This is a genomic window from Psychrobacter sp. BF1 (assembly GCF_019279065.1).
Lineage (GTDB): Bacteria > Pseudomonadota > Gammaproteobacteria > Pseudomonadales > Moraxellaceae > Psychrobacter > Psychrobacter urativorans.
The window spans coordinates 103,737-125,879 of record NZ_JAGYWV010000010.1 but is presented as its reverse complement, the minus strand read 5'-3'; the positions used below and the strand labels follow the sequence as shown (position 1 = coordinate 125,879).

Here is a 22,143-nt window from a genome sequence, read left to right as displayed (position 1 = left end):
TCGTAAGCATGCAAGGCTGCCAGCATTTAAAGCTAATCTTATCCCTAAGTGAAAAGCATACAACGCCAAGAGCCGTTAACGCAAAAAAGCCACCGTAGTGACTTCCTTGTTAAGCATTGATGCCTTTTAAAAAAGACTTACTGACTTATAGATAAAATCAGTGACCTGCGCCATTGATACTACGCACCATCTCTTCAACCATTTTCTTCGCATCACCAAAGATCATCATCGTCTTGTCCATATAGAATAGACTGTTATCCAAGCCAGCATAACCCGTACTCATAGAACGCTTAATGACCATAACGGTTTGCGCTTTAGTAACTTCCAAGATCGGCATACCAAAGATCGGTGAACTAGGATCTTCTTTAGCAGAAGGGTTCACTACATCATTAGCACCGATTACTAATACTACGTCAGTGCTAGCGAAGTCAGAGTTTATCTCATCCATCTCGATGATATCATCATAAGGCACATCAGCTTCAGCAAGCAAAACGTTCATGTGGCCAGGCATACGACCAGCTACTGGGTGAATAGCGAAACGTACTCTAACTCCTTCGGCTTTTAGTAACTCATACAATTCTTTCACGGCGTTTTGTGCCCGCCCTTGTGCCATACCATAACCAGGTACGATGATCACATCGCTGGAATTGGCCATCAAGAAGCCAGCATCTTCTGCTGAGCCTGATTTGTAGTTTTTAGGAGCGCCATCATCGCTACCCGCTGCTACCGCTGTCGTACCCATTCCACCAAACAATACGTTCAGTAGTGAACGGTTCATAGCCTTACACATAATGTAGGACAAGATAGCACCCGATGAGCCCACTAGCGAGCCAGCAATAATCAACATCGAGTTGCCTAAAGTAAAGCCAATTCCTGCTGCTGCCCACCCTGAGAATGAGTTTAATAGCGACACTACCACTGGCATATCACCACCACCGATAGGCGCAATCCACATCCAGCCAAAGACAATGGCCAATACGGTCATCGCATAAAACGCTGGTAGTGAATCAGTAATGAAATACACCGCCCCAAAACCAACCATAGCGATAAATAATAACGCTTGTACTGGCTTGACCCAGCCGCCCACTAGCGTTTTGGCCCAGCTCTTAGCGGCCAATTTACCAAAGGCAAAGAATGAGGCAGAAAAAGTAATTGCCCCGATAAAGCAGCCGATAAATAGCTCTAAACGGGTGATAGTGCTATAAGCTTCCTCGGTATGTAATACAGTCGCTAAAGCAATAGCTACAGCGGCAAGACCGACGAACGAATGCATCAAAGCCACCGTTTCTGGCATCTGAGTCATAGCAACGGTTCTAGCTTTCCATAAACCGACTAGCGCGCCCAATACCATTGCGCCAACGATCATCCACACTACAGGCCCTTCTGCTAAGAAGAAAGTAGTCACCACAGCGATAGCCATGGCTACCATACCTAAGCGATTACCGCGAATAGCAGTCTTAGGACTGGACAAACCCCGTAAAGTTAAGACAAATAATATAGCCCCTACTAAATAGAACCAATCGGCATTAGCAGCAATCATAGTGGTCAAATTACTCATACTTTGCCCCCTTTGTTAGTAGCGTCATGAGCGATAACTTTTACTTTAGGTTTGAACATCGATAGCATACGTTCAGTCACTGCAAAACCACCGAAGATATTGACACTAGCTAAAAATACTGCAAAAGCACCAAGTAAACTAGTGGCAGTAAAGGCACTGCCGTCGATAGTAACGGTCTGGAGCATAGCCCCGACTATAACAATACTAGACAGCGCATTAGTCACCGCCATCAATGGGGTATGTAGCGCTGGGGTGACGCCCCAAACTACGTAATACCCTACAAAAATAGCCAACACAAATATGGTAAAAATCGCAACGAATGGCGTGCTACTCATGGCTGCACCAGCTGGCGCTGCAGCTAAAATAGTGGTAATCATTTTATCCTCCTAAAATTTATCACTTTTGCTTATTAATAGTTATCAAAGAGCAGAGCTAAAAATTAACGCTTAGCAAGGCGCACTTGACCATCATGAGTTACTGCTAATGCGCCTTGGATTTCATCTTCCATATTCAGCGTTAGCGCCAAATTATTGGCTGTAGGGTTGTCTGCTGATTGTGCGATTAAGGTAGTAATAAAATTAACCAAATTATTAGCATATAAATCCGAAGATTGCGCAGCTAGCATTGAGGGAATATTGTCCGCACCCACTATGCGTACCCCATTATCAGTAGTTATAGTCTGATCAGCGACACTACCCTCGACGTTGCCACCAGTGCCAGCAGCCATATCAATTAATACTGAACCGGCTTTCATTTTGGCGATGGTTGCTTGATGTATTAATCTTGGTGCTTGTCGACCAGGAATTTGTGCTGTAGTAATAACGATATCAGCCGCGCTAACCGCTTTGTCTACTATTGCGGCTTGATCCTTGATGTACTGCTCAGAAGGTGTCCAAGCATAACCGCCTGTCGCCTTAGCTTTTTGCGCTTCATCATCGCTCATAGGGACATCCAGCCATTTACCACCTAGTGACTCGACTTGCTCTTTAGCAGCAGGACGCAAATCACTGGCTTCAACTACGGCGCCTAAACGCTTAGCAGTGGCAATCGCTTGCAAACCGGCGACTCCTACTCCTAAGATAATCAATTTGGCTGGCTTGACAGTACCCGCTGAGGTCATAAACATGGGAAAGGGGCGCGCATATTCGTTAGCCGCTAACAATACCGCTTTATAACCGGCAAGGTTAGCTTGTGAGGACAGCACATCCATATTCTGTGCCCGTGATAAAGTTCGCGGCAGTAGCTCCATCGCAAAGGCCGTAACGCCATGACTAGCATAATTATCAAGCTGAGTATTGCGATAAGGATCCAGCATACCGACTACTATCTGACCAGCAGTTAATTGCTCGACTAGGGTAGCTGGCAAGTCATGAACCGTCGTCAGGATACGAGCATCGGCAGCAGTTTCAGCAGCAGTAGCCGCAATACTAGCCCCAGCCGCTTGATACATAGCATCATCATAATAAGCACCACGACCGGCACCAGCTTGCACAATGACTTCAAAACCGAGTTTAAGTAGTTTTTTCACCGCATCTGGGGTAATAGCCACCCGATCCTCGTAGGTGTTATCTGCACTGATTACTCCGATTTTCATAGCATCTCCTTATGACAAATGAGTTTTGATTGATAGCTTTTGCTTAACCACTTCTGCTTAACAGCTTTTGCTTGATAGTTCTTTGCTAATACCCGCTGTTTGACTACTGCGGTTTCACTGAGGTTGTACTTATCATCTAACTAAAAGTATCTTGGTAAATATTAGCCACATAAGACAGTAGCATTTTAAATAGCGCTTTATTAGATAGTTGCTTTTTAATAACTCTGTCTTAAGTAGCTGTTTTTTAATAACTGTTTTAGCCATCTAAAGTATTATAGATTTAATAAATGCTTATGCTTAGTTCATCATTGCTTTTTATTATAGAGATATCGACGGTTACTATTCATTTACTATTGATGACTGACAAGTAAATAAAAAGTTAAGGGTTTACTGCATTTATATAACTTTTATTGTTATATTCAAATGTTTTATTTTTATCAACTATTATTGACCCTAGTTATAGCGATATTATCGACCGTTATATCAGCTAGGTTTTAGCAAGGCAGATGCAGTCGCTAAGGGCTTTGTGCTATGGTAGTCACAGTGTATTAATAAACCATAACGACTATAATTACTGTAAGGAATAAAGATGTACTTTTTGCTTTCTCCTGCAAAATCTCTTAATGAGACCGATCCTGTGCCGCTAAATCTTGGCAACTACTACAGTCAACCAGCACTTATCGATAACTCAGCCCAGCTAATAAAAACTCTAAAAACGAAAGATCCGATAGATTTGCAAGAATTAATGAGCATCTCATCTGAGCTGGCAACCCTAAATGCTGAGCGCAATCAAGCTTGGCACCTACCATTTACAGCTGATAATGCTAAACCTGCAAGCTATCTATTCGATGGTGATGTGTATACAGGTCTTGATAGCTATAATATGGATAAAGACACTATTCTATATTTAAATGAGCACTTAGGAATTCTGTCAGGACTCTATGGTCTGTTAAAACCACTAGATTTGATGCAGCCGTATCGGCTAGAGATGGGCACTAAGCTTAAAAACGAGCGTGGTGATAACTTGTACGAATACTGGGGTGAGCAAATCACTGACGCTATTAATGAGCATATGGCAAAGAGTGAAAACAAAGTGTTGGTTAATTTGGCCTCCAATGAATACTTTAAAGCGGTTAAGAAAAAGGCATTGCAGGCCCAAATTGTGACCCCACGTTTTGAAGATGAGAAAAACGGCGTTTATAAAGTGATCAGTTTTTATGCCAAAAAAGCCCGTGGGCTGATGGTGAAGTATGCCGCTGATAACAAACTCACTGATGCTGAGCAGCTCAAGCAATTCGATTTAGCGGGCTATTATTATTGTACTGATGCTTCTAACGAGCAGACTTGGGTATTTAGACGGGATGCTGGGAATCAGTAACATAGTTTTTTGAATTTTTAATGGCTATAAAATTTAATCTGTCCTTCTTAAGTACCAACACATAAAAAACCCCGATAAGCTCTTGCGTATCGGGGTTTTCTTTTACAGCAATGTTATAAAGCTTTAGTAGCTATATAACATTAGGGTTTAAAAGCAGCTTACATCATGCCGCCCATACCACCCATACCGCCCATTCCACCACCGCCCATGCCAGCCATAGCGTCACCGCTTTCTGGTAGGTCAGTGATCATCACTTCGGTAGTTAGCATTAGACCTGCGATTGAAGCCGCGTTTTCTAGTGCTGAACGAGCAACTTTAGCGGGATCAATAATACCCATTTCTAGCATATCGCCATATTCACCAGAAGCAGCGTTGTAACCATAGTTACCGCTACCGCTTTTCACTTCGTTAACCACTACTGAAGCTTCTTCGCCTGAGTTAGTTACGATTTGACGTAATGGAGATTCCATTGCACGACGTAAGATATTGATACCAGCATCTTGGTCATCGTTATCGCCTTTTAGCTCAGCTAGGGCGTTCATTGCACGAATTAGCGCAACACCACCACCAGGGACAACACCTTCTTCAACTGCTGCACGAGTAGCATGTAGAGCATCGTCAACTCGATCTTTTTTCTCTTTCATTTCAGTTTCAGTGGCTGCGCCAACTTTGATAACAGCAACACCGCCAGCTAATTTAGCCATACGCTCTTGTAGTTTTTCTTTATCATAGTCAGAGGTTGACTCTTCTACTTGACGACGGATAGAGTCTACACGCTCATCAATAGCTGTTTTCTCGCCAGCACCATCAACGATAACGGTGTTTTCTTTACCGATAGTGACTTTTTTAGCAGTACCCAATTGCTCAAGGGTTGCAGTCTCTAAGCTTAGGCCAATCTCTTCAGAGATCACCGTACCGCCAGTCAAAGTAGCGATGTCTTGTAGCATAGCTTTACGACGATCACCAAAACCTGGTGCTTTTACCGCACAAGTTTTTAAGCCGCCACGCATGTTGTTCACTACTAGAGTCGCCAATGCTTCGTTTTCAACATCTTCTGCGATGATTAGCAAAGGTTTGCTTTGCTGCATTACTTGCTCAAGTAATGGCACGATTTCGCGGATATTGCTGATTTTTTTATCAACTAGCAAGATATAAGGATTTTCAAACTCAGCGGTCAAGCTGTCTTGCTTATTAGCGAAATACGGGCTGATATAGCCACGGTCAAACTGCATACCTTCAACAACTTCTAAGGTATCTTCAAAGCTTGAACCTTCTTCAACAGTGATAACGCCTTGCTTACCGACTTTTTGCATCGCTTGCGAAATCAATTCACCGATTTTGGTGTCTGAGTTAGCAGAGATAGAACCAACTTGAGCTATGGCTTTTTCGTCGTCAGCTGGAGTAGATAGCAAATGGATTTGCTCTACAGCAGCACGTACCGCTTTATCGATACCACGTTTAAGATCCATTGGGTTCATGCCAGCAGCTACTGACTTCATGCCTTCTTGCAAGATTGACTGAGCCAATACCGTTGCAGTAGTAGTACCATCACCAGCGACATCGTTAGTACGGCTAGCAACTTCACGAACCAATTGAGCGCCCATGTTTTCAAATTTGTTTTCTAGCTCGATTTCTTTGGCTACAGATACGCCATCTTTAGTGATGGTTGGTGCGCCAAATGACTTATCGATAACGACGTTACGACCTTTAGGGCCTAAAGTAACTTTTACAGCGTTCGCTAGGACGTTTACACCGTCCATCATTTGTTTACGGGCATCTATGCCGAATTTTACGTCTTTTGACATGTTAAATTGCTCCAATTATTTATAATTTTTGAGAGTTTGCGAAACCTTAACCTTGTATCTTAGGTTATTAAGGGTTATTAAGCTTCTAGAACACCCAATACATCAGATTCTTTCATGATAAGTAATTCTTCGCCGTCAACTTTAACTGTCTGACCAGCGTATTGACCGAATAATACTTTATCACCAACTTTTACATCTAGCGCACGAGTGTCGCCATTATCACGGATTTGTCCGTTACCAGTCGCTAACACTTCACCTTGTGACGGCTTTTCTTGTGCTGAACCTGGTAAAAGAATGCCACCAGCTGTTTTTGTTTCTTCTTCTATGCGGCGGACGACAATACGATCATGTAAAGGACGGATATTCATCGATCTGACTCCAATAGGTTATTTGAGTTAAAAGTTATTTCATTTAGCGTTCTCAATATCGCTACTTTCTAAACCATTATTGTGACTACTAGTATTTAGAAGATAACTATTGAGCTTGTACCAAAAAGTGGGGGCATCGTTATACAGCTTCAAGTGCAAAGCCCAAAAATTTACAAGAATATTATGCAATATTATTCATAGTGAACTTCTGGTAGTAAAAAAAACCACAAGCAAATATTGAAAATCATAATGTCTAAAGGAAGAGCCTGTAATTAGAGTGATTGCAGTGATTAGATTGAAAGCGGTAGCTTTACTTACAGGACGTTACTGATACTAGAGACTTGAGCTTTATTAGTAATAAAAAATACAGCAATCAAACATCTCCCACTGCTACTCCCCTTGAAAATGTAACAGGATATGACCATTATAGCTGTTGACCTATTAAGCTCAGTCCCTGAAATAAATAATAGCTAAAAAACTCTAAGGGGTGCTGCCCACTCCACAATAAATACTGGCTATGCTTGCATCAATTTAACAAGACTCTCCTGCTGCAAGCACATGAGTTTTATTTTTTTGCGCTGACTATAAATTAATTAAGGAATTCTATGAATATTTTTCATGCTACTAATTTTAAAACCGTTAACAAAGATTGTACTGCAAAAAAATCCAGCAATAAGCGGTTATCTGCTCTTACTATGGGTGCTAGCATTGCGGCTATCGGAGCATTAAGTATGACCGCCCCTACTCTTGCAAGCGCAAAAACCATTCAACCTTCTAGTGCTAACTATAATTTTACCGTGGAAGATAAATACAAAGGTACAGCCACTCGCACCTTAAACAAATCGGGCAACGTCTGGAAATACGATGTCAATGCTAAAGTTGCTGGTGTCGCTAGTGCCTCTCAAAAAAGCACTTTTGTTATTAATGGCAACAGTGTGGCCCCGACCCAAGCTAGTACTACTTACAAGCTATTCGGCGTTGGTCGCATTCATAACCTCAGCTTTAATTCGGGCAAAAAGCAAATTGCTAGTAGTTATAAAGGTAAAACTATTAACCTGAATATGGCCCAGCAAGCTTTTGATGATCTAAGCTTAGAAGTGCAGATTCGCCAAGACCTATTGAATGGTACATTCTCTGGTAACTACTATATGGCCAAAAAAGATAAAATAGAAAAGACCCCATTCAAAAATTCTGGAAAATCTAAGATTACTGTTCCTGCTGGTACTTACGATACGGTACGTATTGATCGTATCCACGATGATAATAGCCGCTCAACTAGCTTTTGGCTAGCACCGAGCTTAGACTATCTACCAGTAAAAGTCAGCCAAGTGAATGATGGTAAAAAAATGGATCTAGAGCTAACCAAAATCAACTAAGCTGTTAGTTATTGTTTAGCTTATCAATGCCATGGTTTATAAATTGCTTATTAGTTAAAACTTAGTTAAAACCAATAAAAAGCTGCCCTCTAGATTTAGAGGGCAGCTTTTTATTGAGTAACATATAGACCAAAATCCTAACGTCTATTGACAACCATCACTCTATTCTAAGTTAGCGAGCACGCGGCTGCTTGACCACGTTATTCATCGATGGCAAACGTTTTAGTAATAAAAACAACCAAGCATTGATGGACAGTAGTAAAACGAAATCCAATAGGTACAGGAGAATTTCAGCCCAGCCACTACCATAAACTCGAATGAATAGGGTAACGCCGCTAGCCCCTAAATACACTAAGGTGAGCATACTACCAACCAGCAATATATAAGGGGAACGGCCACGTAATATAGCTGGGGTCAATATAAACGCTGGGATCAGCCATAAGCCATACCACACTATACCGCCAACGATATCGGGACTAGTAGGGTTGACGATACTGATCAATACTGGCATTACCAATAGTCGATAAGCCAGCCATAGCAGCCAAGTCATGACTAAAAGTCTATGCATAGGTGCTATAGGCTTACTGACTTTTTCTGCTTTAACTGACTTCTTGCTAGTTTTGATAGCAGAGTTAGTGCTGGCAACACTTGCACTAGTCATAGTATTGGTATTCATATTAGTGTCAGCAGCTTCAGTACTGGCTATAACGCTAGGAGCTATCTCAGCTTGGCCATCAAATGCGGCTGAATCATTGGTCAATACTGAACGCTGGGCTTCATTATTAGGATTGTTAGTAGCCATTAGAGAGGTCTGTTTCCTAGTTAAGGGCTGCTATCGAAGGTGCTTGTTAAAACTACACTCAAACACCATCTTTTAGATAGTGTTCTATAAAGCTGTCTTCGACTGAGCAAGCTTATTAGCGTTTCCATTTGGCTTGAGCCAAAGCGGTGGCCGCAATAGTCAGACGATAACCTTGAGCTATCGCCAATTCACGTTCGTCTTCACTCACTAGCTTATCGTGCGCTGCGCCGCTGACGTGGCTAGCACCATAAGGCGTGCCGCCTCGCTGAGTACGATTCAGCGCCGGCTCTGCATAAGGCAGACCTACGATCATCATGCCATGATGAATCAGGGGCAGCATCATAGTTAGTAATGTAGTTTCTTGTCCACCATGCATAGAGCCAGTAGCGGTAAATACTGCAGCGGGTTTATTCTGTAAATTACCAGCCAGCCATATCGTAACCGTATTGTCCCAAAAATACTTGAGCGGCGCTGCCATATTGCCAAAATGAGTAGGACTGCCTAGTGCTAAGGCTGTGCAATCTTTTAGATCATCCATTGTACAGTAGAGATCACCTTCATCAGGAATAGACGGCAAGCTGGCTGTAGTCTCAGGGGCTACTGGCGGCACCGTACGAATCCTTGCAACTAGGCCTGCATCCTCGATACCTTGAGCGATAGCATAAGCCAAAGTTTTGGTAGTGCCATGATTAGAATAATAAAGCACTAACACGTAAGGGGTCGTTTGACTCATTAATAACATTCCTTTTAAAGTTGCTCTTATCATCAGTATTAAAAGATATCAGCAATTAGCGGTAGTGAGTAGTCGCAATGATTGATTATACCATGCAGCCGTTAAGTACTGACAGGCAAAGCTGTGACTTAGCACTCTTAAACAGCGTTAAAACTAACGATTATAGCTATGCATTTTGACACAAATAATCAGAAGATACTAAACTGCTAATTTTGTTACAATATCGTATCTTAACCCCTATTAAATGGCCGATATGGAAAACTTATTAAAAAAACTGCCCTTTTTACAACAGCATTGGTTTCAGTTCTTAAGATTTTTGGTTCGGCACTTTTTTCAAGATAACTGTCAGCAAAAAGCCGCTTCGCTTACTTATACTACTATGCTGTCAATTGTGCCTATGCTGACTGTACTGTTAATGATTTTATCTTCAGTGCCAGCATTGTCATCGGTTAGAGCACAGATTTACGAAGTCATTTATAGTAATTTGCTGCCACAATCGAGCCTACAAGTTAGTAAGTATATTAATAGCTTCGCCGAAAAATCATCTAACTTAACTATTATCGGGGCGATGATTTTACTGGTTACTACTATTATGACCTTAACCACTATTGAGCGCGCTTTTAACCAGATTTGGCAAGTTGAAGATAGGTCAGGTGGTCTAAAGAGCATCCTGCGTTACTGGACTATAGTGACTTTAGGGCCGTTAGTATTAGGAACAGCATTTCTGGCATCGAGTGCAGTACAGAGCTTTAGCTTGTTGAATCGACAAATAAATGGTTATGGTATTGACTGGGGGTTTTGGATTCAGCTGGTCTCTACGGGGGTCACTGTTGCTGGCTTTACTGCTATGTACTGGTTTATACCAAAAGCTAAAGTCCCCTTTAAAAATGCCGCTATTGCTGGGGTTTTTGTAGCGATTATCTTTGAGCTGTTAAAGCATGTCTTCGGTACAGTTATGAGTAACTTTACCAGCTATGAGGCTATTTATGGCGCCTTTGCAGCGCTACCGATTTTCTTGCTATGGATTTTCTTATCGTGGAATTTAATCTTGCTTGGGGTTGAGATTAGCTATACTTTAACTATTTTTGCAACCAAAGAGGTTTATCCCCGCCATCCGTTGCTAAGCCTGCTAGATATGCTAAATCTGGTTTATAGCCATCACTTAGAGGGTGACGCTGTCAGTGAACAAGACTTACGTAATGTGCTGGGTCGTAAAGAGCTGCCTAAATGGTATACCTATATTAATTATCTGCAAGATAGCAACTTGATTACTCTTACTGAAAAAGATGAATATGTTCTTAAAAAAGACTTAAATCGGATGACTCTATGGGACTTCTACCGCACCTTGCCCTATCCACTGCCTATCAAAGATGAATTGGATGAAATGAAGCGTGGCAGCCAATATCCTTGGCTCAGCTTATTGGTCAATCGTTTTGTCAATACTGAAGCTTGTGCCAAACAGCAGCTGGACTTGTCATTAGCGACTATCTTTACTCATAGTGAACCTGGGAAAAAAACCTCTGCAGATGGCAAGAAACACTCCCATAATGGGCTTATAAGTGAGCAAGAGCAGCATGATCGGCATGGCTATCAGAGCAATGGTCATAGCGACGATGACAGTACCCCACGCTTTGAAGCCGAAGCTTACGATAAAGACAGCGAAGTTATCCATGACAACAATAACCATGATATCGTCATTCCAGATGGTGATCCAGCTGAGGCTATGAGCAAAAATATGAACGTTAATCTTACTACTAGTAAGCCCGCAGCTATGCCAAGCAAAGCCAACATCATTACTGAAGCCGATAATCCAGCAGCGTCGCTGTAAGCTTGAACGCTTACATAAGGTTATTAGCCCAGCTAGCACTCAAGTTACGCTCTGTATTTGAGCTTGGCTTTAATAGAAAAACCTCTACTTATATTGCGGAGCTCGTGCCGGTGAAAGACCACTCTAAAGATAATCTGTCTGCCTCTATCTTTGCCACACTAATAGCTTGGTTAAAAGATTTTAGGCAGCGCTGGTCGTTTAAAAATCTGACCAATTTGCCCGATCGTTTAAAAAATATTTGGCAAAGGCTGCTTGGCTCTTATTGGTTTATTCCTACCGCTTGCATAGTATTAGGGCTACTTTTAGCGCCGCTATTGCTGTCTATTGATCAGCACTTTGATCGTGAAACGGTGAAAGACATTAGCTTTGCATTTACTGGTGATGCGGATGCTGCGCGGGCTATTATGACAGCAATCGCTGGAGCAGTATTAGGAGTAGCAGGCACCACGTTTTCTATTACTATTGCCGTATTATCGATGGCTTCATCACAATTTGGCCCACGGCTACTACGGAACTTTTTGACCGATACTCCTAATCAATTTGTTCTAGGTATCTTTTTGGGTACTTTTAGCTATAGCTTATTAGTACTGAAGGCTATTCATAAGTTTGACGTTGGTTTTGGTGTGCCGCAGTTGGCAGTTACTTTTGCTATCGCTCTTGCGGTCATTTGCGCGCTATTGCTAGTGTATTTTGTCCAGCATATGGTACATGCGATTCAGGCCTCACATGTCATTCAAGATGCCAGTAATGACGCCATTAACAATATCAATTATTGGTACAGTGCCACTTGTGATCTGCAGCATCAACAAAATATGACTGCCAAAGATATTGATCGCTATCAGCAGTGGCCAATGACTCCGCTCTATGCTCCAGCTTCAGGATATTTAGGACAATTATATGTAGAAACGCTGATAGCGCTAGCGAGTGACTATGGTGGCGTTATCCAACTGCATACTAATCTTGGCAACTTCGTTACTGATGCTAATGTTATAGGGCACTTCTATCAACGCCCAGCTGATCATGCAAGCTTATTACAAAAAACTAAAACCTCAAACTTAGCACTTCTACCACGCAGACCTGATGGTTTATTCTGGCAGCGCTTTGCCGCAGGCTTAGCTATTGACGCTAGACTGTCACACTCAAATGATATCGCTTACAGCTTAGGCCAAATGACTGAGATTGCGCTACGGGCCTTATCTCCAGGAATTAATGACCCTAAAACAGCAGTAAACTGTGTGCAATCTTTGACTACTTGCTTGAGTATCATGTTGCGTCGACAGCCTCCAAGCCCCTATCACTTCTATATACCACCACATGATAGCGATACTGACGATATGGCGGTCAACCAGCCAGTACCCGCAATCTTAGCGCTCATTACTAAGATCCCTAAGATATCAGACTTTATCGATACTTCACTAGGTGAAATACGGCGTTATGCTACCGCAGATTTGATGGTGCTAAAAGCGCTGTGTCAGGCGATTACTGATCTAAATTATGCTAGAGTGAATAGCGCTCAACGTCAGACCTTACTGCATGAACTAACGCTGATTGAACGAGCTGGACAACAAAACTTAGCTTATAGCGAGCTCACCGCCGACTTGCAAGCCATGTGTTTACAGGCAAGAGCGTTTATCCATGATGATAACGCTAAGCACTTACACTTTGAATATGTTAGCGAATTTAATGCTCATATTCGTAAGGCGCTAGAGACTCAAGCTAGCTAGCTTGTTTAATCCCCATTTTATATATTTGAGAATTTTTTATGGCTTCTGCAACTAGTCTAACCGTACTCGAAATCAGCGCCATATTTTTATCGATCACTGCTTTGCTGACTTATTTTAATCATCGCTTTATCGGTCTACCGACTACTATTGGCGTGATGGTAATCTCTATATTATTATCTATTGCCGCGATATTCCTAGGTTTCTTAGGCTTTGATCAGTTAATTGATTATGAGGTCAGCTTACTAGATCAGCTTGATTTCACTGAAGTATTGTTAGATGGTATGCTCTCAATGCTATTATTTGCTGGTGCTTTGCACGTCAATATCGGCGATCTAAAACGTTATAAGCTGCCCATTGGTATTTTAGCTTTCATAGGAACCATAGTCTCAGCCGTGCTTATCGCTGCTGCGGTCTATTATATGCTGCCCCTATTTGGTTTTGGTTTACCTTTTATTTGGTGCTTGTTATTTGGCGCTTTGATATCACCAACGGATCCGATTGCAGTGATGGGCATCTTAGCTTCAGCGAATGCGCCAAAGAGCATCGAAACTGTTATCGCTGGCGAGTCATTATTTAACGATGGCATCGGAGTAGTGATCTTTGTCATCCTTCTTGGCATTTTGAGTAGTGGTAATATCCCAACAGTCAATTATGTCGCTCATGCGCTAGCATTCGAAGCTGGCGGTGGTATCGTCTTCGGCTTAGTACTCGGAGCTATCTTGTACTATATGCTCAAGAGTATTGATAGTTATCAAGAAGAAGTGCTATTGACCTTAGCTGGGGTAATCGGTGGTTATGCACTCGCCAGTCATTGGCATCTATCGGGACCATTAGCTATGGTAATGATGGGACTAATGGTTGGTAATCGCGGTCGCGAATTAGCAATGAGTGATAAGACTCGCCACTATATCGATCTATTTTGGGAGTTAATCGATGAGATATTGAACGCTATTTTGTTTGTATTAATCGGTTTAGAAGTAGTAATGATTGCTTACTCAGGTAATCTATTTATCGCTGCAGGCTTAACTATTGTCATTGCTCTAGCAGCACGGCTTATCGTAGTCGGCATGACCACTAGGACCTTTAGACACCAACTCAATTTACCAGTAGGTGCTTGGAAAGTGCTGACTTGGGGTGGCTTACGTGGCGGTATCTCAGTGGCGCTAGTGTTGCAGCTACCATCCGGTGCCGAGCGTGATATCTTATTGGCCCTTACTTATGCGGTAGTTGTATTCTCAATCCTAGTACAAGGCTTAAGTATCGGTAAAGTTACCAAAAGCATTAGACCTATCAACGAGCTTTAGATGCAGGCTTATAAAACCATTAACCATTCACCATTAACTATTAAAGCAAAAAGCTATCTTATTAAATAATAAAACCGCCAGAAGAGAGTCTCTTTTGGCGGTTTTGTTTGTGCTGTTAAACAGGGCTAATAAACAATGCTGATAAACAATGCTGATAAACAATGCTAATAAATAACATTATCTGTAGTTATACCTGTCTAGTTAGGGAACTAAAATTATCAACAATCAACTTAGTAGCACAAACTAGTAAACCTAAATCAAGCCTTTATGCTTCATATTTCGATAAACTACGATAACGATGACTATGTTTAGTAGCAATATAAATAAGTTAAACCCATCAAATGTATTAGCGAACAGATAGTACAGCTCTACAGGTATAAAAATACCGTATCCGATGACGCTAAACCAATAGGCCCAAGTTTTATCTTGCCATAAGCCGTAAGCTTCCATGAATCGCAAACTGGCATAAGCAAAAATCAACAATAAGAATAACGTCCAGTTGTGACTAGCTTTTTGTGCTAGCTGTACTATGCTTTCTACTTGCGCTGCTAACAGCTGACCAAAGTTTTGCTGCCAAGTATTAGTAGCCGTCGCTAGCCACTGATCTAAATCTTTGTGCCATAGCCATAAAGCAGTCGCTCCTAGCAGCGCGCCAATACCTTTGATTATCTCATAGATAGCTACTGCCTTGATCGACTCACTAGATTGACTAGCTGTGCTCACCTTTATAGGCAGCTTGGCATTAGATAGATTAGCCAAAGAATGTCTCCACGACACGACCTTGTAACTGTTGGCCAAAGAAAGGGGTATTTTTACCATTAGACAGCATAGTTTCAGTAGTTACTTGCCATTTCATATCAGGGTCTACTAAGATAGCTCCGCCCGTTTCTAGATATTGATCTTCAATACCAGCAATCTTTGCCGGATTGAGACAAATTTTAGCTACTAGTTGCTCTACTGTTAGCACCTCATCACGCACTAGCTGACACGCCAGCGCCATAAAAGTATCGAAGTTGGAAATACCTGGGGTACTCTCAGCAAAAGGGGCTTTTTTGGCAGTAACGTTGAGCGGCTCATGATGGCTACAAATGGCATCGATAGTGCCGTCTTTAAGACCACGACGTAGCGCTTGCTGATCAGTGTTACTGCGTAATGGCGGCAGTACATATGACATAGCATTAAAGCCTTCTAGATTATCATCGGTCAAATGCAACTGATGCATCGCCACATCACAAGTGACTGGTAAACCCTTATCTTTAGCCCAGCGCATAAGCTCCACTGAAGACTTACAAGATAGTTGACTAAAATGAGCGGCAATGCCGGTCTCTTCAACCATTAGTAATTGCGTTGATAAAGCTACAGTCTCGGCAATCCAAGGAATACCTTGCAAACCATGATAAGAGGCGATATAGCCTTCATGAGCCACGCCATCACCAGATAAGCTAGGCTCATCAGGATAGAAGAATACTTTCATCCCAAAGGTAGCGGCATACTCCAAGGTACGCAACTGGACTAAATCATTTTCAAAAGGTCGACGAGCATTAGAAACTGCAATACAACCGCCTTTTTTGAGACCAGCAATATTAGAAGGCCTCTCCCCCTTTAACCCTGCCGTCAGTGCACCTAAAATATGTAAGTGAATGCCACCATCTTCTAACGCTCGTTCTCGTAAACCCTTTAGCAATGAGCCATTCTCTAATATAGGATTAGTATCAGGCGGAATGACTACATGCAAAAACCCGTTGGCCAGTGCTGCGCTGCCTTCTGATGCCAGCGTTCCATGCTGTTGCAATCCTGGTTCACGTAAGCGGGCGCACAAGTCAACCAAAGGCGGTAGTAGCCACAGTTGATGATCTGATGCGTTATTAGTCAACTGCTCACTCACTGAACTGGGTAGTGATTGGCTAAAAGCGGTAGGCAATAGGTCGATTATCTGTGCTGTAGTGTTATTATTATCGATCATGAGCTGGGTACCATGTAAATAAGTTAAATAGGAAAGTAGACAAAAACTAATCAACAGCTATGGGCTAAATTAGTATCACATCAAAATCTAATCTACTGTTAGCAATTATCCTCTATTCGCTTGGTGAGCACGCTGCCCTTCCATAGTCAAAGCCAATACTGCCATGCGGATAGCGACCCCATTACTCACCTGCTTTAAGATAACGGATTGCGGGCCATCAGCCACGCTTGAGGCAATTTCCACCCCACGATTCATTGGCCCAGGGTGCATAATTAGCGCATCGGGTTTGGCTAACGCTACCCGCTCAGGGGTAATGCCATACTGCTTATAATATTCACTCGATGAAGCTAGTAGAGGCGAGCCAATACGCTCGTTCTGTATTCTAAGCCCCATAATCACATCACAGTCACGCACGCAGCTGTTCATATCCTCATACACTTGCACCCCAAAACGCTCAATACCTTTTGGTAGCAGCGTACGTGGCGCTATCACTCTTATATCTTTGACACCTAAGGTTTGCAAGGCACTGATATCGGATCGAGCTACTCGTGAATGCTTGACATCGCCAATGATAGCCACTGACAACTCTTCAAACGGACGCGGCGCTTCACGGTGAATAGTGAGCATATCGAGCATACCTTGCGTAGGATGTGCATGCCAGCCATCACCGCCATTAATAATAGCAATATCTGGGGTCACCTCAGTAGCCATAAAATGTGCAGCGCCAGAAGCGGAATGACGCACTACAAAAATATCAGCAGTCATTGCTTGTAGATTCCACAGCGTATCGCGTAGGCTTTCGCCTTTTTTGGCACTAGAGCTGGCAATATCAAGGTTCAACACATTAGCACCAAGACGTTTTTCAGCGACCTCGAAGGTAGTCCGCGTACGAGTTGATGGCTCAAAAAACAGATTCATCACCGTACAACCTTCCAACTCAGGACGATTAATCAGTTGCCCATTTTCATCGAAGAAAGTTTCAGCTTTGGCAATGATAGCTTGCAATTGCGCTTTATTAAGACCTTCCACTCCCAAAAAATGCCTTATGCTACCATCACTATTTAATTGTGGTCGACTAAGCGAAGTATTGAGTCTTTGATGAATAGTACTAGGATCAAACTTGGCGTATTCAGAAGGGGAAACGTTATTCTTGGTATCGTGAGTATTTGGCATAATGGCAAGTCTTTATGATAGGTTTATATTTAGGATTGAATTTACTGATTCAAACTGAATATTACAGCTAAGGTTATTATACTTATAATCATTGGTATTTTGCTTAAAACACTTAGTTAACCGTCTAGCAATAAGGACATTTTGTCGCTTATTTGCTACACTTTACCGCAATAACTTTATAATGCTAATGACTACTGATAATGAATGCTACAACTTAAGGCTATTATCAACTCTTTTAATGACGGTTGTGCCAAAATTTATCAGCGCTAATGACATTAAGACGGATCATCAATTAGCGGATGAGGATAAAAATGCGCTACATTTTCGTCAATCAAAATAATTGTTGTAGAGAATATCATCTTATTGTCTATAAACGCTCAAAGAGTCACAGTAATATAGAGAGATAGCCATTTTAAGCACAGTAACTATTTATGCTGTTAAATAAGGACATGCCTTAGCCATAGTGTAGCTGATTTTGTCATAGTCATAAACATAGCGCTCTGACTAATTTAGCACAGTTATGTAGGTAGCTATTATTTGACTACTAAAGATAGGCTAAGGTCTATTAATATAACTTTTTATCGAGCTTACCAATAGCCTTCAACCGCCATCATTACCTTTAATAGCTAATAATTAACACTGTAATGCACTGCCTGATCACTATTTATTAAAGATTCAGTTAAGATTTATAGCCCAGTCGTTTTATCACTTTTTTATGATAACACTTTTATTATAATCCTACTTACTAGGAAGCTTTATGACCACTTTGACCGACTACTTAAACCATGTTTCTTGCGACGCTGCGCTTAGCGAAGTAATCACCACTGTTACTGACGTTGGTAAAACCATTGCCCAGCTATTAAGAAAGGGCGCGCTTGCAGATATCTTAGGGGAAGCGGGCAATCAAAACGTTCAAGGCGAAGATCAAAAAAAGCTCGATGTTTTGGCCAATGATTTGTTATTAGACGCTTTAGCACAAAATAGTCATTGCGCTGGGGTTGCCTCAGAAGAACTAGATCATGCTACTCCTGCCAATGTAGACGGTAGCTTATTAGTGTTATTTGATCCTCTTGATGGCTCTTCTAACATCGACATCAATATGGCGGTGGGAACTATTTTCTCCATCCTTCCTTATAATCGTCAAGGCCAAGCGAGCGAAGATCAAGACTTTTTGCAACCAGGCACTAAACAGCTAGCAGCTGGCTATTTATTATATGGCACTTCTACGATGCTAGCGCTGACTATCACTGATACAGTAGTTATGTTCAGTCTCGATCCTGATACTGGAGATTATATCGTGGTTGAAGAACAAGTCCAAATCGATGCAGACACTAGCGAGTACTCGATTAACAGCTCCAACTATCGCTATTGGCGTGCGCCTATGCAGCAATATATAGATGAGTTGATCGCTGGTGAAGCTGGTGTGCGCGAGCGTGATTTTAATACCCGTTGGGTAGCAGCCATGGTCGGTGATGTGCACCGTATTTTATGCCGCGGCGGTCTCTTTACTTATCCGTTTGACACTAAGTATGCCAATAAAGCTGGCAAATTACGCTTGATGTACGAGGCCAACCCGATGAGCTTATTAATTGAACGAGCTGGTGGTAGTGCTACTGATGCCGTCAACCGTATCCTCGATATCGAGCCTACAGATATTCATCAGCGGGTGCCTGTAGTCCTTGGTAGCAAAAACGAAGTCAATTATGTCAAAGAGCTACATTTACAGCATGCTAATAAACAGGGCTAACTTAGATGACCGTCTGTAATAGGCGGTTATCCATAAATGACCTTGACTGGGTTTACCTTTTTGACGACTAATTTTTAGCCAGTTGAACGGTTAAGCCGCGCAACTTTATATTGATTTTTAAGCGGTCTATTATGACATTATATGCAAACGAGCTAAACCCCCTAGTTACTTCTGATAAGAACCAAACGATAAAGCTGGCCAAAGCTTTATTAACTCAAGCACGCCAACGCAATAAGCAAGCGCAGACTGTACTTGAAGGCATACATTTAATTGATGCCGCTTTACGCAGCGATTACCCATTCGAACAAATACTAGTAGCAGAATCCGCTCATGGGCACCCTGAAGTACAGCAAATACTAAGCCGCCTGACTACTGACATTAGTGTTTTAGTCATGTCAGACTCGTTATACAAGAGCATTCGTAGTTTAGGCTCAGGTATTGATGTTATGGCCATAGTCAAGATACCAGCGCCTATTCTGCCGATGATTACTACTGACTGTTTGATATTAGATGACGTCCAAGACAGTGGTAACGTAGGTACTTTACTGCGCACGGCTGCAGCTGTTGGCATTGATACTATACTTTGTACTAGTGGCACCGCTCAAGCATGGTCACCGAAGACTTTACGGGCTGGCATGGGTGCGCAGTTTGCATTGACTATCTATGAAGGGCTAAGCGTGACCGATATTTTAGACAAAGTACAAGTACCGCTCTTAGCTACGAGCTCACACACTGATACTTTAATCTACCAGCATGATCTACGCCAGCCTACTGCTTGGATTATGGGTCACGAGGGTCAAGGGGTTTGCGCTGAGCTCATGCAATGTGCTACTCCTATCGCCTTGCCGCAACCTAATGGTCAAGAGAGCCTGAATGTCGCTATTGCCGGAGCGCTTTGTCTGTATGAAACTTTGCGTCAACGTCAATATTCCTAAAAACAGTGATTGAAGAAGCACTTTGATGGGTGACAAGTGTATAAAAAATCCCGCTATCATTGATAGCGGGATTTTTTATATAATAATATATTAAACAGTCAATGATTTGGCTAAGCTTAAATCTTGCTAGTCAACTCAGGTAACGCCTGGAATAAATCTGCTTCTAAGTAGTAATCAGCCACGCTAGCGATAGGTGAATCTGGATCATTATTGATAGCTACGATAACTTTAGAGTCTTTCATACCCGCTAAATGCTGAATGGCACCTGAAATACCAGCGGCAATGTATAGATCTGGGGCAACGATTTTACCAGTTTGACCAACTTGCATATCGTTAGCAACATAACCTGCATCGACAGCAGCACGTGAAGCGCCAATAGCAGCACCTAACTTGTCAGCAAGCGGTTCGATATACTTAGTAAAGTTCTCACTGTTAGCAAGCGCACGACCACCTGAAACTACGATTGATGCTGAAGTCAATTCAGGACGGTCAGACTTAGCCATCTCTTCATTAATAAAAGTTGCTTTACCAGCTTCTTGTACATTATCGATAGTTTCGACAGTGGCTGAACCACCTTCGGCAGCAACAGGATCAAAAGCTGTAGCACGTACCGTTATCATAACTTTTTCTTCTGTAGTCTTAACGGTAGCAGTAGCATTACCTGCATAGATAGGACGTTCAAAAGTTTGTGGATCTATAACTGCAGTGATTTCAGACAGCATACTTACATCAAGTAATGCTGCTGCACGTGGCATAAAGCCTTTACCAGTACTGGTTGCAGGAGCCAAAATATGGCTGTAGTCACTAGCAATATCAGCAACTAATAACGCAATATTTTCTGCCAATTGATGCTCATAAACGGCGTTATCTGCTAATAGGACTTTAGTCACCCCTTCAGCTTTCGCAGCTTCGTCAGCTACCGCTTGATTGCCACTACCAGCAACCAACACATGAACATCAGCACCTATTTGTTTAGCGGCGGCGATAGTGTTTAAAGTTGCCTTTTTTAGACTGGCATTGTCATGTTCTGCATATACCAAAATAGCCATGATTTTTGTCCTTTATTTATTCGTATCATCTATTCGTATGGTCAGCTGTTAGCCTAAATGACTTTGGCTTCATTTCTTAGCTTGTCGACTAATTCGTCTACTGACTTAACCGTGATACCCGCTTTACGCTCAGCAGGTGGCTCAACTTTGGTGATCTCTTGTTTAGAGGTCATATCTACCCCAAAATCAGCAGGCGTTTTTTCATCAAGTGGCTTTTTCTTGGCTTTCATGATGTTAGGCAGCTTGGCATAACGTGGCTCATTAAGGCGTAAGTCAGTAGTGATAACTGCTGGTAGAGACAGTGCTACTGTTTGTGCACCACCATCCACTTCACGAGTGACGTTTACTTTATCGCCTTCTACTTTAACTTCTGAAGCAAAAGTACCTTGACCAATGCCCATCAATGCCGCCAGCATTTGACCAGTTTGATTATTATCATCATCAATCGCTTGCTTACCTAACAAAATAATATCAGTACCTTCAGACTCAGCGATACTTTTTAGGATTTTGGCCACTTGTAGTGGATAAGGCTTAGCGTCAGTTTGTACCAATACGCCACGGTCAGCTCCTAAAGCTAATGCCGAACGAATCTGTTCTTGTGCTTCTTTAGGACCAATTGAGACTACGATAATCTCTTCGATAACGCCTGCTTCTTTTAGACGAACCGCTTCTTCAACCGCAATTTCATCAAAAGGGTTGATAGACATTTTGGTGTTAGATAAATCAACCGCTGAATGATCAGCTTTTACACGAACTTTTACGTTGTAATCAATGACACGCTTGACCGCGACTAATGCTTTCATACG

The 22,143-nt window shown here is 42.1% G+C and carries 19 protein-coding genes; 7 read left to right on the top strand and 12 right to left on the bottom strand.

The window, feature by feature from the left end; all coding sequences use genetic code 11:
• Positions 1-157 precede the first annotated feature (157 nt).
• From KZA12_RS11775 to KZA12_RS11765, 3 genes are all read right to left on the bottom strand, one after another.
• Positions 158-1,540, bottom strand: a complete 1,383-nt coding sequence (locus KZA12_RS11775) for an NAD(P)(+) transhydrogenase (Re/Si-specific) subunit beta (protein WP_201623078.1) — start codon at positions 1,538-1,540, stop codon at positions 158-160.
• Between the two features lie 14 nt (positions 1,541-1,554).
• Positions 1,555-1,893, bottom strand: a complete 339-nt coding sequence (locus KZA12_RS11770; protein WP_201623077.1) for a proton-translocating transhydrogenase family protein — start codon at positions 1,891-1,893, stop codon at positions 1,555-1,557.
• A 104-nt stretch (positions 1,894-1,997) separates the two neighbouring features.
• Complete coding sequence (locus tag KZA12_RS11765; RefSeq protein WP_218690346.1) at positions 1,998-3,152, bottom strand: NAD(P) transhydrogenase subunit alpha; 1,155 nt, start codon at positions 3,150-3,152, stop codon at positions 1,998-2,000.
• Positions 3,153-3,741: 589 nt separating this feature from the next.
• Here KZA12_RS11765 and yaaA point away from each other — a divergent pair.
• Positions 3,742-4,530, top strand: a complete 789-nt coding sequence (gene yaaA, locus KZA12_RS11760) for a peroxide stress protein YaaA (protein WP_218690345.1) — start codon at positions 3,742-3,744, stop codon at positions 4,528-4,530.
• Positions 4,531-4,688: 158 nt separating this feature from the next.
• Here yaaA and groL read toward each other — a convergent pair whose 3' ends face one another.
• Entirely contained in the window at positions 4,689-6,335 is a 1,647-nt protein-coding gene (groL, locus tag KZA12_RS11755) for a chaperonin GroEL (RefSeq protein ID WP_218690344.1), read from the bottom strand.
• A 77-nt stretch (positions 6,336-6,412) separates the two neighbouring features.
• A complete protein-coding gene (locus tag KZA12_RS11750; RefSeq protein WP_201623060.1) occupies positions 6,413-6,703 on the bottom strand; it encodes a co-chaperone GroES in 291 nt (96 codons plus the stop codon).
• A 605-nt stretch (positions 6,704-7,308) separates the two neighbouring features.
• On the opposite strand from KZA12_RS11750, the gene KZA12_RS11745 reads away from it, so the two are divergent.
• Positions 7,309-8,079, top strand: coding sequence for a DUF3108 domain-containing protein (locus KZA12_RS11745; RefSeq protein WP_218690343.1), 771 nt, complete (start codon positions 7,309-7,311; stop codon positions 8,077-8,079).
• A 172-nt stretch (positions 8,080-8,251) separates the two neighbouring features.
• Here the strand turns inward: KZA12_RS11745 and KZA12_RS15035 are convergent, their stop codons facing one another.
• Together KZA12_RS15035 and wrbA are read right to left on the bottom strand one after the other, a co-directional pair.
• On the bottom strand, positions 8,252-8,881 hold the full coding sequence (locus KZA12_RS15035; protein ID WP_306301026.1) for a hypothetical protein: 630 nt from the start codon (positions 8,879-8,881) through the stop codon (positions 8,252-8,254).
• Between the two features lie 115 nt (positions 8,882-8,996).
• The gene (wrbA, locus tag KZA12_RS11735) at positions 8,997-9,614 is read right to left on the bottom strand and encodes an NAD(P)H:quinone oxidoreductase (RefSeq protein WP_201623058.1); all 618 of its coding nucleotides are present in this window, start codon (positions 9,612-9,614) and stop codon (positions 8,997-8,999) included.
• A 253-nt stretch (positions 9,615-9,867) separates the two neighbouring features.
• On the opposite strand from wrbA, the gene KZA12_RS11730 reads away from it, so the two are divergent.
• The 3 genes from KZA12_RS11730 (at position 9,868) to KZA12_RS11720 (ending at position 14,470) form a co-directional block, all read left to right on the top strand.
• Complete coding sequence (locus KZA12_RS11730; RefSeq protein ID WP_218690342.1) at positions 9,868-11,442, top strand: YihY/virulence factor BrkB family protein; 1,575 nt, start codon at positions 9,868-9,870, stop codon at positions 11,440-11,442.
• A 110-nt stretch (positions 11,443-11,552) separates the two neighbouring features.
• A complete protein-coding gene (locus KZA12_RS11725; RefSeq protein WP_218690341.1) occupies positions 11,553-13,166 on the top strand; it encodes a DUF2254 domain-containing protein in 1,614 nt (537 codons plus the stop codon).
• Between the two features lie 38 nt (positions 13,167-13,204).
• Positions 13,205-14,470: a sodium:proton antiporter gene (locus tag KZA12_RS11720; RefSeq protein ID WP_218690340.1), complete on the top strand. Its 1,266-nt coding sequence runs from the start codon at positions 13,205-13,207 to the stop codon at positions 14,468-14,470.
• A 252-nt stretch (positions 14,471-14,722) separates the two neighbouring features.
• On the opposite strand, the gene KZA12_RS11715 is transcribed toward KZA12_RS11720, so the two are convergent.
• The 3 genes from KZA12_RS11715 to KZA12_RS11705 all read right to left on the bottom strand — a co-directional run bounded on the left by KZA12_RS11715 (position 14,723) and on the right by KZA12_RS11705 (position 17,606).
• Positions 14,723-15,229, bottom strand: coding sequence for a DUF2127 domain-containing protein (locus KZA12_RS11715; protein WP_227677228.1), 507 nt, complete (start codon positions 15,227-15,229; stop codon positions 14,723-14,725).
• Complete coding sequence (locus tag KZA12_RS11710) at positions 15,222-16,433, bottom strand: dihydroorotase (RefSeq protein WP_218690339.1); 1,212 nt, start codon at positions 16,431-16,433, stop codon at positions 15,222-15,224. The genes KZA12_RS11715 and KZA12_RS11710 overlap by 8 nt, the downstream gene beginning before the upstream one ends.
• Before the next feature lie 105 nt (positions 16,434-16,538).
• Positions 16,539-17,606, bottom strand: a complete 1,068-nt coding sequence (locus KZA12_RS11705) for an aspartate carbamoyltransferase catalytic subunit (protein WP_201623052.1) — start codon at positions 17,604-17,606, stop codon at positions 16,539-16,541.
• A 757-nt stretch (positions 17,607-18,363) separates the two neighbouring features.
• On the opposite strand from KZA12_RS11705, the gene KZA12_RS11700 reads away from it, so the two are divergent.
• The gene (locus KZA12_RS11700) at positions 18,364-19,353 is read left to right on the top strand and encodes a class 1 fructose-bisphosphatase (RefSeq protein ID WP_201623051.1); all 990 of its coding nucleotides are present in this window, start codon (positions 18,364-18,366) and stop codon (positions 19,351-19,353) included.
• Positions 19,354-19,484: 131 nt separating this feature from the next.
• On the top strand, positions 19,485-20,288 hold the full coding sequence (locus tag KZA12_RS11695; RefSeq protein WP_201623050.1) for an RNA methyltransferase: 804 nt from the start codon (positions 19,485-19,487) through the stop codon (positions 20,286-20,288).
• A gap of 116 nt (positions 20,289-20,404) precedes the next feature.
• On the opposite strand, the gene KZA12_RS11690 is transcribed toward KZA12_RS11695, so the two are convergent.
• Together KZA12_RS11690 and KZA12_RS11685 are read right to left on the bottom strand one after the other, a co-directional pair.
• Positions 20,405-21,337 carry an electron transfer flavoprotein subunit alpha/FixB family protein gene (locus tag KZA12_RS11690; protein WP_218690338.1) on the bottom strand — a complete coding sequence of 311 codons (933 nt, stop codon included), beginning with the start codon at positions 21,335-21,337 and terminating at the stop codon, positions 20,405-20,407.
• A 53-nt stretch (positions 21,338-21,390) separates the two neighbouring features.
• Complete coding sequence (locus KZA12_RS11685; protein WP_201623048.1) at positions 21,391-22,140, bottom strand: electron transfer flavoprotein subunit beta/FixA family protein; 750 nt, start codon at positions 22,138-22,140, stop codon at positions 21,391-21,393.
• Positions 22,141-22,143: the final 3 nt, after the last annotated feature.

Excerpts from the sequence above, each read along its gene's own strand:
- KZA12_RS11720 (WP_218690340.1), top strand. The coding sequence starts at position 13,205 with ATGGCTTCTGCAACTAGTCTAACCGTACTCGAAATCAGCGCCATATTT.
- KZA12_RS11705 (WP_201623052.1), bottom strand. The coding sequence starts at position 17,606 with ATGCCAAATACTCACGATACCAAGAATAACGTTTCCCCTTCTGAATAC.
- KZA12_RS11710 (WP_218690339.1), bottom strand. The coding sequence starts at position 16,433 with ATGATCGATAATAATAACACTACAGCACAGATAATCGACCTATTGCCT.
- KZA12_RS11745 (WP_218690343.1), top strand. The coding sequence starts at position 7,309 with ATGAATATTTTTCATGCTACTAATTTTAAAACCGTTAACAAAGATTGT.
- KZA12_RS15035 (WP_306301026.1), bottom strand. The coding sequence starts at position 8,881 with ATGGCTACTAACAATCCTAATAATGAAGCCCAGCGTTCAGTATTGACC.
- KZA12_RS11685 (WP_201623048.1), bottom strand. The coding sequence starts at position 22,140 with ATGAAAGCATTAGTCGCGGTCAAGCGTGTCATTGATTACAACGTAAAA.
- KZA12_RS11730 (WP_218690342.1), top strand. The coding sequence starts at position 9,868 with ATGGAAAACTTATTAAAAAAACTGCCCTTTTTACAACAGCATTGGTTT.
- KZA12_RS11695 (WP_201623050.1), top strand. The coding sequence starts at position 19,485 with ATGACATTATATGCAAACGAGCTAAACCCCCTAGTTACTTCTGATAAG.
- KZA12_RS11690 (WP_218690338.1), bottom strand. The coding sequence starts at position 21,337 with ATGGCTATTTTGGTATATGCAGAACATGACAATGCCAGTCTAAAAAAG.
- groL (WP_218690344.1), bottom strand. The coding sequence starts at position 6,335 with ATGTCAAAAGACGTAAAATTCGGCATAGATGCCCGTAAACAAATGATG.
- yaaA (WP_218690345.1), top strand. The coding sequence starts at position 3,742 with ATGTACTTTTTGCTTTCTCCTGCAAAATCTCTTAATGAGACCGATCCT.
- KZA12_RS11750 (WP_201623060.1), bottom strand. The coding sequence starts at position 6,703 with ATGAATATCCGTCCTTTACATGATCGTATTGTCGTCCGCCGCATAGAA.
- KZA12_RS11700 (WP_201623051.1), top strand. The coding sequence starts at position 18,364 with ATGACCACTTTGACCGACTACTTAAACCATGTTTCTTGCGACGCTGCG.
- KZA12_RS11765 (WP_218690346.1), bottom strand. The coding sequence starts at position 3,152 with ATGAAAATCGGAGTAATCAGTGCAGATAACACCTACGAGGATCGGGTG.
- KZA12_RS11775 (WP_201623078.1), bottom strand. The coding sequence starts at position 1,540 with ATGATTGCTGCTAATGCCGATTGGTTCTATTTAGTAGGGGCTATATTA.
- KZA12_RS11770 (WP_201623077.1), bottom strand. The coding sequence starts at position 1,893 with ATGAGTAGCACGCCATTCGTTGCGATTTTTACCATATTTGTGTTGGCT.
- wrbA (WP_201623058.1), bottom strand. The coding sequence starts at position 9,614 with ATGAGTCAAACGACCCCTTACGTGTTAGTGCTTTATTATTCTAATCAT.